The 12,039-nt window shown below is 62.0% G+C and carries 7 protein-coding genes; 5 read left to right on the forward strand and 2 right to left on the reverse strand.

Annotated elements, in window-relative coordinates:
- Positions 1 to 42: 42 nt before the first annotated feature.
- Complete coding sequence (gene araD1 / locus ACLD1X_RS11055; RefSeq protein WP_429367542.1) at positions 43 to 1,038, forward strand: AraD1 family protein; 996 nt, start codon at positions 43 to 45, stop codon at positions 1,036 to 1,038.
- Between the two features lie 42 nt (positions 1,039 to 1,080).
- Positions 1,081 to 2,661, forward strand: coding sequence for an aldehyde dehydrogenase (NADP(+)) (locus tag ACLD1X_RS11060; RefSeq protein ID WP_429367544.1), 1,581 nt, complete (start codon positions 1,081 to 1,083; stop codon positions 2,659 to 2,661).
- Positions 2,662 to 2,772: 111 nt separating this feature from the next.
- Here ACLD1X_RS11060 and ACLD1X_RS11065 read toward each other — a convergent pair whose 3' ends face one another.
- Positions 2,773 to 3,681: a DMT family transporter gene (locus ACLD1X_RS11065; protein WP_429367546.1), complete on the reverse strand. Its 909-nt coding sequence runs from the start codon at positions 3,679 to 3,681 to the stop codon at positions 2,773 to 2,775.
- A gap of 180 nt (positions 3,682 to 3,861) precedes the next feature.
- Between ACLD1X_RS11065 and aceK the strand changes: the two genes are divergently transcribed.
- From aceK to ACLD1X_RS11080, 3 genes are all read left to right on the forward strand, one after another.
- A complete protein-coding gene (gene aceK, locus ACLD1X_RS11070) occupies positions 3,862 to 5,580 on the forward strand; it encodes a bifunctional isocitrate dehydrogenase kinase/phosphatase (RefSeq protein ID WP_429367548.1) in 1,719 nt (572 codons plus the stop codon).
- Between the two features lie 204 nt (positions 5,581 to 5,784).
- The gene (hrpA, locus tag ACLD1X_RS11075) at positions 5,785 to 9,696 is read left to right on the forward strand and encodes an ATP-dependent RNA helicase HrpA (RefSeq protein WP_429367550.1); all 3,912 of its coding nucleotides are present in this window, start codon (positions 5,785 to 5,787) and stop codon (positions 9,694 to 9,696) included.
- Between the two features lie 340 nt (positions 9,697 to 10,036).
- A complete protein-coding gene (locus ACLD1X_RS11080) occupies positions 10,037 to 11,158 on the forward strand; it encodes a beta-ketoacyl-ACP synthase III (RefSeq protein ID WP_429367552.1) in 1,122 nt (373 codons plus the stop codon).
- 97 nt (positions 11,159 to 11,255) lie between these two features.
- On the opposite strand, the gene ACLD1X_RS11085 is transcribed toward ACLD1X_RS11080, so the two are convergent.
- Entirely contained in the window at positions 11,256 to 11,603 is a 348-nt protein-coding gene (locus ACLD1X_RS11085) for a DUF6124 family protein (RefSeq protein ID WP_429367554.1), read from the reverse strand.
- Positions 11,604 to 12,039 lie beyond the last annotated feature (436 nt).

Here is a 12,039-nt window from a genome sequence, read left to right on the forward strand (position 1 = left end):
CGCCGTCGGGTGGCGCCAACCACGACTTTGCGGAGGGCCGACATGCGCCTGATTCAATTTGAAAACACTGCCGGGCAACGCCAGGTCGGCTTGGTTGAAGGGGCTCGTCTCCAGGTGTTGTGTGATACCCGCAGCACCCGTGAACTGGCGCTGGCCGCCATTCGCGGCGGACGTAGCCTGCAGGAAGAAGTCGCCCGGCGCGGCAGCGAACCCGGTCCGGATTACGCGCAGCTGTTGCAGCAGCGCAGAGTCCTGCCGCCGCTGGACCATGAAGACCCGGCCCATTGCCTGATCAGCGGCACCGGCCTGACCCATCTTGGCAGTGCGGCAACGCGGGACAAAATGCACCAGTACGACGGCGCAGTCGAAGCCGGCATGACCGACACCATGCGCATGTTCAAGTGGGGGCTGGAGGGTGGCAAGCCGGATGCGGGGCAGGTCGGCGCGCAACCGGAGTGGTTCTACAAGGGCGACGGCAGCATTGTCGTGCGTCCCGGTGCGGATTTCCCGGTGCCGCCGTTTGCCGAGGACGCCGGTGAAGAGCCGGAGCTGACCGGCCTGTACGTGATCGGCGACGACGGCCAGCCGTATCGGCTCGGTTATGCGCTGGGTAACGAGTTCTCCGACCACGTCATGGAACGGCGCAACTACCTGTACCTCGCCCATTCGAAACTGCGCTGCTGCTCCTATGGCCCGGAGCTGCGCGTCGGTGAGCTGCCCAGGCATCTGGTCGGCACCAGCCGCATCAAACGCGACGGCCAGACGATCTGGGAAAAAGAGTTTCTCAGTGGCGAAGACAACATGTGCCACAGCCTGGCCAATCTCGAATTTCATCACTTCAAGTACGCGCAGTTTTTGCGTCCCGGCGATGTTCACGTGCATTACTTCGGCACGGCCACGCTGTCGTTTGCCGACGGGGTGAAAACCCAGCCGGGGGATCGCTTCCATCTCAGTCTCGATGAATTTGGTGCGCCCCTGGTCAACGGCATCGGCGAAAGCGCCCAGCCGCTGGGCATCGGTCAGGTGCGCACGCTTTAAACCTTCAATCTCCGGCGTTGCTGGCCGGACAAGGAAACCTCAATGACGTTGCCACTTGGACACAACTACATCGGCGGTCGTCGCAGCGCCAACGGCACGCTGCAACTGCAAAGCCTCGACGCCACCACGGGTGAGCCGCTCCCCGGAATCTTCTTCCAGGCCAGCGAAGCCGAAGTGGACGCTGCCGCCAAAGCGGCGGCTGCGGCGTACCCGATCTACCGCAACCTGAGTGCGGAAAAACGTGCCCGGTTTCTCGATGCCATTGCCGATGAAATCGACGGGCTGGGCGATGAGTTCGTGGCCACCGTGTGCCGCGAAACGGCGTTGCCGGCCGGGCGTATCCAGGGTGAGCGTGCACGCACCAGCGGTCAGTTGCGCCTGTTCGCCAAGGTACTGCGTCGCGGCGATTTCCTTGGTGCGCGCATCGACCGCGCATTACCGGATCGTCAGCCGCTGCCGCGCCCGGATCTGCGTCAGTACCGCATCGCCCTGGGGCCAGTCGCGGTGTTCGGTGCCAGCAACTTCCCCTTGGCATTCTCTACGGCCGGCGGCGATACCGCCTCGGCACTGGCCGCCGGTTGCCCGGTGGTGTTCAAGGCCCACAGCGGGCACATGGCAACCGCCGAGTGGGTGGCTGACGCGATCATCCGCGCCGCGGAAAAAACCGCGATGCCGGCCGGTGTATTCAACATGATCTATGGCGGTGGGGTCGGCGAATGGCTGGTCAAGCATCCGGCAATTCAGGCGGTGGGCTTCACCGGTTCACTCAAGGGTGGCAATGCCTTGAGCCACATGGCCGCAAACCGGCCGCAGCCGATCCCGGTGTTCGCCGAGATGTCGAGCATCAACCCGGTGTTCCTGCTGCCAGACGCGCTCAAGGTGCGCGGTGAGCAGATCGCAGCGCAACTGGCCGGTTCGGTGACCCAGGGTTGCGGGCAGTTCTGTACCAATCCCGGCCTGGTCATTGGTTTGCGCTCGCCGCAGTTCAGCCAGTTCCTGCAGCAATTCTGCGCCAACATGAACGAGCAGCCGGCGCAAACCATGCTCAATGCCGGCACGCTGGCCAGCTACAGCCGGGGCCTTGACGAACTGCACGAACATCCGGGCCTGACCCATCTGGCAGGCCGGCCGCAACAGGGCAATCAGGCGCAGCCACAGGTGTTCAAGGCCGATTTCAGCCTGTTGCTCAAGGGCGATCAATTGCTGCAGGAGGAAGTGTTCGGGCCAACCACCATCGTCATCGAGGTCGAGGATCGGTCGCAGTTGGCGGCGGCGCTGCAGGGCCTGCGCGGGCAACTGACGGCAACGCTGATTGGCGAGGCGGATGAACTGCTGGAGTACCGCTGGCTGGGTGAATTGCTGCAGGAAAAGGTCGGGCGGATCTTGCTCAACGGCTATCCGACCGGGGTCGAGGTTTGCGAGGCCATGGTGCATGGCGGGCCGTATCCGGCGACATCCGACTCGCGGGGCACCTCGGTCGGCACCCTGGCGATCGATCGCTTCCTGCGGCCGGTGTGCTTCCAGAATTATCCGGATGCGCTGCTGCCGGAGGCGTTGCAGAACACCAATCCGCTGGGGATTCGGCGGTTGGTGGATGGGGAGATGAGTGTTTCGGCCTTGTGATTGTGGGTGTTTGATCTACCGCTTTCGCGAGCAGGCTCGCTCCCACAGCAATTGTGCGAAACCTGTGGGAGCGAGCCTGCTCGCGAAGGCGTAATCCAAAACGCAACAATTCTACCGGTCAGCCACCAAACCCGGTTTCACGGCAGCCGGCTTCAACACCAGCCACAACGCCACTGCAATCAACACCCCGCCATAAACATGCGCCATGGACAGTGGCTCATCGAGGAACAACCCTCCCCACAACACCCCGAACAGAGGAATCAGGAAGGTCGTGGTCATCGATTTCACCGGACCGATCGAGCTCAGCAGCCGGAAGTAAATAATGTAGGCAAACGCCGTGCAGCCCAGCCCCAGGCCCAGCAGCGACAGCCACACGTTCCAGCCGCCCCAGCTCGCCGGTGGCTGGCTGATCACGCTGTAACCGAACAGCGGCAGCAGGAATAATGTCGCGCCGAGCATGCTGCCCAGTGCCGACAAACGGCTGTCCAGACCACCGGCCTGATCGAGCCAGCGCCGGGCCAGGAATCCGGCAAAACCGTAGCACGTGGTGGCGAGCAGACAGGCGACGGCACCCATCAACAACCCGATATCGAACGCCACCGGGCCCGCGCGGGTCAGCACGCCGACGCCGAACAGTCCGAGAAAAACTCCGCCAAGCTTGGCGGCGGTGAGTTTTTCATGGAAAAACAGGCCGCCGATCAGCACGCCCATCAGTGGCGTGGTGGCGTTGAAAATCGACGAGTAACCGGCGGGCAGCACCTGTGCTGCAACGGAGTACAGCGTCGCCGGGATGCCGGAGTTAATCACCCCGAGCAGCATCACGGTCTTGAGTTTGCCTTTGAAATCCCAGCTGATGCGCATCAGGCCAAGAATCACCAGCAACCCGGCGGCGGCAATCGACACACGGAAAAATGCGGTGGGCACGGAGCCGATCACCGGGGCGATGATGCGCATGAACAGAAAACTCGCACCCCAAATGGCCGCCAGGGACAGTAAACGGAAAATATCGACGGGGTTCACAGTGCGTTCCTTCCTTGAGGGAGGGGCGAAAGTGTTGCTGAGTGCGGGGGCGATGGCAACCGAAAACCGGACGTTGAACTCTTCAGGGTGTCGATGACGCGGCGGCGGGAAAATTACGCTTCTCCTGCACCCGGTTCACTGGCTAAGCTCAGCCTTCCGAATTCCCGCAGAGGTCTCACCATGCCGCAGCAATGGCCAGCCGCCGACATCGCCCGCTTGATCCTCGATGGCTTTGACGATTACCGCGAGCATTTTCGCCAGATCACCGACGGCGCCCGGGCCCGCTTCGAGCAGGCCCTGTGGCAAGAGACGCAATCGGCGTCGGCGGCACGAATCAATCTGTACGAAGAAAAGGTCGCTGAAACGGTGGAGCGGCTGCGCACTGCCTTTGACGCCGACACGCTGGACGTCAGCTGCTGGCCGCTGGTCAAAAGCGCCTACATCAGCCTGATCGACCTGCGCTTCGACGATGAACTGTCCGAGACCTGGTACAACTCGATCTTCTGCGGGCTGTTCAGCCATGACCTGATCAGCGACGGCTGCATGTTCATCCACACCACGCGGCCGAGCCTGCGCCGTGCCCGGGCAGCGCAAACCCGTACCTACAAGCCGCAAGGCCAATTGTCGGCCATGCTCGCGAGCATTTTCGCCGACTACCGCTTCAGCGAAGAATACGCCGACCTGCCCGGGGACCTGCGCCGCCTTGAAGCGCAACTGCGCGAGAACCTGCCGGATTGGGTGTGCAAGGACCCGGAGTTGAGCGTCGAGCTGTTTTCCTCGGTGCTGTACCGCAATAAAGGCGCGTACCTGGTGGGGCGCATCTACACCGCCGACGAGCAATGGCCGCTGGCAATTCCATTGCTGCACCTCGAAGGGCGCGGCATCCAGATCGATGCGCTGATCACCGACGAGGCGGACGTGTCGATCATTTTCTCCTTCACCCGCTCGTATTTCATGGTGGATGTGCCGGTGCCGGCGGAGTTCATCGGCTTCCTGCGGCGCATCCTGCCGGGCAAGCACATAGCCGAGCTGTACACCTCGATCGGCTTCTACAAGCACGGCAAGTCGGAGTTCTACCGGGCGCTGATCAACCACCTGGCCAACACCGACGACCAGTTCATCATGGCCCCCGGTGTGCGCGGCATGGTCATGAGCGTGTTCACCCTGCCGGGTTTCAACACCGTGTTCAAAATCATCAAGGACCGTTTCTCGCCGTCGAAAAACGTCGACCGCGCCACGGTGATCGAAAAATACCGTCTGGTGAAAAGCGTCGACCGGGTCGGGCGCATGGCCGATACCCAGGAGTTCGCCGACTTTCGTTTCCCGCTGAGCAAGTTCGACCCGGCGTGCCTGGAGGAGCTGCTGGAAGTCGCGCCGTCTACGGTGTCGGTGGAAGACGACACGGTACTGATCCGTCACTGCTGGACCGAGCGACGCATGACCCCGCTGAACCTCTACCTGGAAAACGCCAACGAGGCGCAGGTGCGCGAGGCCCTGGAAGACTACGGGCTGGCGATCAAGCAACTGGCGGCAGCCAACATCTTTCCCGGCGACATGCTGTTGAAGAACTTCGGGGTGACCCGTCACGGCCGCGTGGTGTTCTACGACTACGACGAGATCTGCTTCCTTACCGAGGCCAACTTCCGGCACATCCCGCAACCGCGCACCCCGGAGGACGAAATGGCTTCCGAGCCCTGGTATTCGATCGGGCCGCTGGACGTGTTCCCGGAAGAGTTTCCGCCGTTCCTGTTTGCCGATTCGGGGCAACGCCGGTTGTTCGATCAGTTGCATGGCGAGTTGTACAACGCCGATTACTGGAAGAGCCTGCAAGAGGCGATTCGGGCGGGGAAGGTGATTGATGTGTTCCCGTATCGGCGCAAGGGCCTGGATAACGAGTAGCACCGGTACGCATCCCCTGTAGGAGCGAGCTTGCTCGCGATGGTCGTTAACGGTGACGCGGGAAACCTGACACCCCGTGGCGTTCTTGAACTCATCGTCGGAACGCCGCCCGGAGCAAGCTCGCTCCTACAAGGGATCTCGCTCAACCTCTAAATCTGCGACAATCCGCCCCCTGCGCCACTAGACGACCGAATTGCGTACCCGATGACCGACGAATCGCCCTCCATCGACAAATTGCTGAAAAACCTCGATCACGCCATGCTCGCTGACCGTCACCGGCTGCGGCGGCAGTTGCTTGAGCTGCGCAAGAAACCCGACGAGGCCAAGCTGGCCCAGTGGGTGGCGCGCCTGCAGGCGTCCTGTGATCAGGTGCTGGCGCGCAAGGCCAGCCTGCCGGTGATTCGTTACGACGACAGCCTGCCGATCGCCGCCAAGCGCGACGAAATCAAGAAAGCCCTGGAAAAGCACCAGGTGCTGATCATCGCCGGCGAAACCGGTTCGGGTAAAACCACCCAGTTGCCGAAGATCTGCCTGGAAATCGGTCGCGGCCAACACGGTTTGATCGGCCACACCCAGCCGCGCCGGATCGCTGCGCGCAGTGTCGCCAGCCGGGTGGCTGAAGAGCTCGGCACGCCGCTGGGCGCGCTGGTCGGCTATCAGGTGCGCTTCGAGGATCAGAGCGATTCCAACACCCTGATCAAGCTGATGACCGACGGTATCCTGCTGGCGGAAACCCAGAACGACCGCTATCTGGAACGCTACGACACGATCATCGTCGACGAAGCCCACGAACGCAGCCTCAACATCGACTTCCTGCTCGGCTACCTGAAAACCCTGCTGCCACGGCGCCCGGACCTGAAGGTCATCATCACCTCGGCGACCATCGACCTGGAGCGCTTCTCCAAACACTTCGACGATGCGCCGATTGTCGAAGTGTCCGGCCGTACTTTTCCGGTGGACACCTGGTACCGCCCGCTGACCCTGGAGCAGGACGAAGAGGGCAATCGTGTCGAGGATGACCTGACAGTGGATCAGGCAATTCTCGCCACCCTCGACGAAATCGCCGCTTATGAGCGCAGCGAGCGCCGCAGCCCCGGTGACGTGCTGGTGTTCCTGCCGGGTGAGCGCGAAATTCGCGACGCCGCCGACATGCTGCGCAAGGCCCAGCTCAAGCACACCGAAATCCTGCCGTTGTACGCGCGCCTGTCGCCGGCCGAACAGCAGCGGATTTTCCAGTCGCACCCGGGCCGTCGCGTGGTGCTGGCGACCAACGTCGCGGAAACCTCGTTGACCGTGCCGGGCATCCGTTATGTGATCGACAGCGGCACCGCGCGCATCAGCCGTTACAGCTACCGGGCCAAGGTTCAGCGCCTGCCGATCGAAGCGATTTCCCAGGCCAGCGCCAACCAGCGCAAGGGCCGTTGCGGACGGGTCGAGCCGGGCATTTGCGTGCGCCTGTACAGCGAAGAGGATTTCCAGGGTCGGCCGGAATTCACCGATCCGGAAATCCTGCGCACCAACCTTGCGGCGGTCATCTTGCAGATGTTGCATCTGCGCCTCGGCGAGATCACTGCGTTCCCGTTCATCGAACCGCCGGATGGCAAGGCCATCAGCGACGGTTTCAACCTGCTGCAAGAGCTCTCGGCGGTGGATCGCAACAGTCAATTGACGCCGCTCGGCCGTCAACTGGCGCGGCTGCCGGTGGACCCGCGCATGGGCCGCATGTTGCTCGAAGCGGCGAAGCTCGGCAGCTTGCAGGAAGTGCTGATCGTCGCCAGCGCCATGTCGATCCAGGACCCGCGCGAGCGCCCGCCGGAGCGTCAGCAAGCGGCGGATCAGGCCCACGCCCAGTGGAAAGACGCCGACTCGGACTTCGCCGGACTGGTCAATCTGTGGCGCGGTTTCGAAGAGCAGCGCCAGGCCCTGAGCGCCAGCCCGCTGCGCAACTGGTGCCGCAAGAATTTCCTGAATTACCTGCGCCTGCGCGAATGGCGCGACTCCCATCGCCAGTTGAGCCTGATCTGCCGCGACATGCAGTTGAGCCTCAATAAAGAGCCGGCGGACTATCCAAAACTGCACAAAGCGGTGCTGGTGGGATTGCTGAGCCAGATCGGCCAGAAAACCGAAGAGGGCGATTACCTCGGCGCACGTCAGCGGCGGTTCTGGATTCATCCATCGTCGGGTATCGGTAAAAAGCGCCCGCAGTGGCTGATGACCGCCGAACTGGTGGAAACCACCAAGCTCTATGCGCGCATGGTCGCCAATATCGACGCCGACTGGATCGAGCCGCTGGCCGGGCACCTGATCAAGAAAAACCATTTCGAACCGCACTGGGAGAAGAAGCGCGGCCAGGTCGTGGCGTTTGAGCAGATCACCCTGTTCGGGTTGATCGTGGTCGGCCGTCGGCCGGTGCATTACGGCCCGGTGGACCCGGTGGTGTCTCGCGAATTGTTCATCCGCGAAGGGCTGGTGCGCGGCGAAATCCAGTCGAAGGCCAAGTGCCTGACCGCCAACAAACAGTTGCTGGAGCAACTCGACGAACTGGAAGCCAAGGCCCGTCGTCGCGACATTCTCGCCGACGAAGAAACCCTGTTCGCCTTCTACGACGCGCGACTGCCGGCGGAGATTCACCAGACGGCGACCTTCGACAGCTGGTACCGGATCAACAGCCAGAAAGACCCGCAGCTGCTGATCATGCGCGAAGAGGACGTGCTGGCCCGCGAAGCCAGTGAAGTCACCGCCCAGCACTACCCGGATACGCTGCACATCGGCGATCTGGAACTGGCCCTCAACTACCACTTCGAACCCAACCACCCACGGGACGGCGTGACCCTGCGCGTGCCGGCACCGCTGTTGCCGATGCTGCCACCGGAACGCCTGGAATGGCTGGTGCCGGGTGTCATCGAAGCCAAGTGCATTGCGCTGGTGCGCAACTTGCCCAAGGCCTTGCGCAAGAACTTCGTACCGGTGCCGGACTTCGTCAAGGCGGCCCTGCAGCGCATGACCTTTGCCGAGGGTTCGCTGCCCCAGGCCCTGGGGCGCGAGCTGTTGCGCATGACCGGTGCGCGGGTCAGCGATGAAGCCTGGACCGAGGCGGCGCAGCAGGTCGAAAGCCATCTGCGGATGAACCTGGAAATCGTCGACGGCCAGGGCAAGTTCCTCGGCGAAGGTCGCGACCTGGCCGAGCTGACTGCGCGTTTCGCCGAAGCCAGCCAGGCTGCGCTGGCGGTCCCGCAATCCGCGAAAAGCCAGCAACCGGTGGAGCCGAAAGTGTTCGCCGCCGTCGCCGAGAAAACCCAGCAGAAGATCGCCGGGCTGTCGATGACGGTGTATCCGGCGCTGGTGGAGGAGGCGGGCACGGTCAAGGAAGGACGCTTCTCGACGCCGGCCGAAGCCGAGTTCCAGCATCGCCGTGCGCTGCAACGCCTGCTGATGCAGCAACTGGCCGAATCGGCGAAGTTCCTGCGCGGCAAGTTGCCGGGCCTGACCGAACTGGGTCTGTTGTATCGCGACATGGGGCGTGTCGATGCGTTGGTGGAAGACATTCTGCTGGCCAGCCTCGACAGCTGCATTCTGGAAGGCGAAGACCCGCTGCCTCGTGACGGTGCGGGCCTGGCGTCCCTGGCTGAACGCAAGCGTGGCGCCTGGACCGAGCACGCAGAGCGTGTGGCGAAGCTGACCCTGGAAATCCTCAAGCTCTGGCACGGCTTGCAAAAGCGCTTCAAGGGCAAGATCGATCTGGCGCAAGCCGTGGCCCTGAACGACATCAAGCAGCAGCTCAGCCACCTGGTGTATCCGGGGTTTGTCCGGGAAACGCCGATGCAGTGGCTCAAGGAGTTGCCGCGTTACCTCAAGGCCATCGAGCAGCGCTTCGAAAAAATCGGTGCCCAGGTGCAGCGCGACCGGGTCTGGAGCGGCGAACTGAGCGGCCTGTGGACGCAATACCAGACCCGCGCCAGCAAACACGCCCAGGAAGGCAAGCGCGATCCGCAGCTGGAGCTGTATCGCTGGTGGCTGGAGGAATACCGGGTTTCGCTGTTTGCCCAGCAACTGGGAACCAAGGTGCCGATCTCCGACAAGCGGCTGAACAAGCAGTGGAGTCAGGTAGAACCCTAGCCCCGGGGCTTGCGCAATACCTGTGGGAGCGGCGGTGCGACGATTCGACTTGCCCGCGAAAGCGGTGTGTCAGACAACATAGATGTTGAATTTGATGGCCTCTTCGCGGGCAAGCCCGCTCCCACAGGTATGTCATCACTCTCGCAAAAGGCGCCAAATCATTAGGTTTATGGCAAACTTCGCGACCATAAACGCCAGTTTCGCAACCCAGAGCCTTCGACCCGGTAGCGAGCAGGAATAAAGCGATGCCAGGTTTGTGTCCCCGGGATGGGAATAGACCCTTTGTGTGTTGGTACGACGGTGCCAATACTTTCAGCCTGAACAGATCAGAGACACGACCATGCATAACGTCGTCATCAGTGGCACCGGCCTGTATACCCCGGCCAGCAGCATTTCCAACGAAGAGCTGGTCCAGTCCTTCAATGCCTACGTCGCGCAATTCAACGCCGACAACGCCGATGCCATCGCCCGTGGTGAAGTGCAAGCACTGACCGAATCCAGCGCCGCATTCATCGAAAAAGCCTCCGGCATCAAGAGCCGCTTTGTCATGGACAAGGACGGCATCCTTGACCCGCAACGCATGGCCCCACGCCTGCCGGAGCGTACCAACGACGAGTGGTCGGTGCTTTGCCAGATGGCCATCGGTGCGGCCGAACAAGCCTTGCAGCGCGCCGGCAAGACCGCGGCGGACATCGACGGCGTGATCGTCGCCTGCTCCAACCTGCAACGTGCCTACCCGGCCATTGCCATCGAAGTCCAGGAAGCGCTGGGCATCCAGGGTTTCGGTTTCGACATGAACGTGGCGTGCTCTTCGGCGACCTTCGGTATCCAGACCGCCGCCAACAGCGTGCAACTGGGCCAGGCCCGGGCGATCCTGATGGTCAACCCGGAAGTCTGCACCGGTCACCTGAACTTCCGTGACCGCGACAGCCATTTCATCTTCGGCGATGCCGCCACCGCGGTGATCATCGAACGTGCCGACCTGGCGACGTCCAGATACCAGTTCGACATCGTCAGCACCAAGCTGCTGACCAAGTTCTCCAATAACATCCGCAACAACTTCGGCTTCCTCAACCGCGCGGCGGAAGAGGGCATCGGCGCCAAGGACAAACTGTTCGTGCAGGAAGGCCGCAAGGTGTTCAAGGAAGTCTGCCCGATGGTGGCCGAACTGATCGCCGAGCATCTGCAGGAGAACCGGCTCAACATCAGCGATGTGAAGCGCTTCTGGCTGCACCAGGCCAACCTCAGCATGAACCACCTGATCGTCAAGAAGCTGCTGGGTCGCGACGCCACCGAACAGGAAGCCCCGGTGATTCTCGACACCTACGCCAACACCAGTTCGGCCGGTTCGGTGATTGCGTTCCACAAGAACCAGGACGATCTGCCTGCCGGCTCGCTGGCCGTGCTCAGCTCGTTCGGCGCCGGTTATTCGATTGGTAGCGTGTTGCTGCGCAAGCGCTGAAATTTTCGCAGTAGCTGAAAAAATCGCAGCCTGCGGCTCCTGCAGAGGACATGAATCTGTAGGAGCCGCGGGCTGTGCTCGTTTGGCTTTTTACTTTCTACTCAGGCGGATCAATCCGATCCAGCGCCCGATTCACCGCCAGCTCGCCCAGCAGGATGACCTGGGCAATGCCCAGCAGCGAATTGCGACTCGATCCCTCCATGCGATCTGCCAGGTCCATGGTCATGACATTGGCCGAGGCTAGCGACTCACAGGCATGGGCCAGCAGGGTTTCGGTATCCAGCTCTGGGTTGACGAAAAACATCGTGCACAGTTTGCGTGGGGTGGCGCGGATGTCGGCGGCTGAAGGGATGCACTTGGAGGGATCGTAGGAGTTGTTTGATTCAGGATTTGCGGACGGCGATGCCGGATCAGATCCCGGCGGATTAGGACTAGGTTTGAACATAGATGCTTCCCTTCTGTAGTAGGGCGGCAACCATCTCGCGACTAAACGAAAGGGCGGCAGCTGTGCGCAAGTTAGTCGACCGGCAAGGAAAGCAAAAACCGGCGCGCCCGAAGACGCCAAGCGCACAGCTACCATCAAGCGCAGGCGGATACCTGACTGATGATGCTTATGCGACCGCTTTACCTTAGCCGGGCGACTAAACCCGATCACTGACAATCAGTGACCTGATTCAAGTTACCGACCGGCTCCGGACCGCACAAGCCGGCGGATTCTGGCGTACCTGTAGGCAACGACGCAAGGCGCTGTGGCTTTCGCGAAGTAACTTGGCGGGCTTTTAAACACGCAAAAGCTTGCCCGCCAAAAAGCTCCCGATAGGGATCGAAAAGCCCTCGGCTCGTCCCCCTTCAAATACGTCGAAGAAATCCTACAGACCCGA

The organism is Pseudomonas sp. 18173 (assembly GCF_050432945.1).
Lineage (GTDB): Bacteria > Pseudomonadota > Gammaproteobacteria > Pseudomonadales > Pseudomonadaceae > Aquipseudomonas.

Coding starts and splice junctions, on each gene's coding strand:
- aceK (WP_429367548.1), top strand. CDS start 3,862: ATGCCGCAGCAATGGCCAGCCGCCGACATCGCCCGCTTGATCCTCGAT.
- ACLD1X_RS11060 (WP_429367544.1), top strand. CDS start 1,081: ATGACGTTGCCACTTGGACACAACTACATCGGCGGTCGTCGCAGCGCC.
- ACLD1X_RS11080 (WP_429367552.1), top strand. CDS start 10,037: ATGCATAACGTCGTCATCAGTGGCACCGGCCTGTATACCCCGGCCAGC.
- araD1 (WP_429367542.1), top strand. CDS start 43: ATGCGCCTGATTCAATTTGAAAACACTGCCGGGCAACGCCAGGTCGGC.
- ACLD1X_RS11085 (WP_429367554.1), bottom strand. CDS start 11,603: ATGTTCAAACCTAGTCCTAATCCGCCGGGATCTGATCCGGCATCGCCG.
- hrpA (WP_429367550.1), top strand. CDS start 5,785: ATGACCGACGAATCGCCCTCCATCGACAAATTGCTGAAAAACCTCGAT.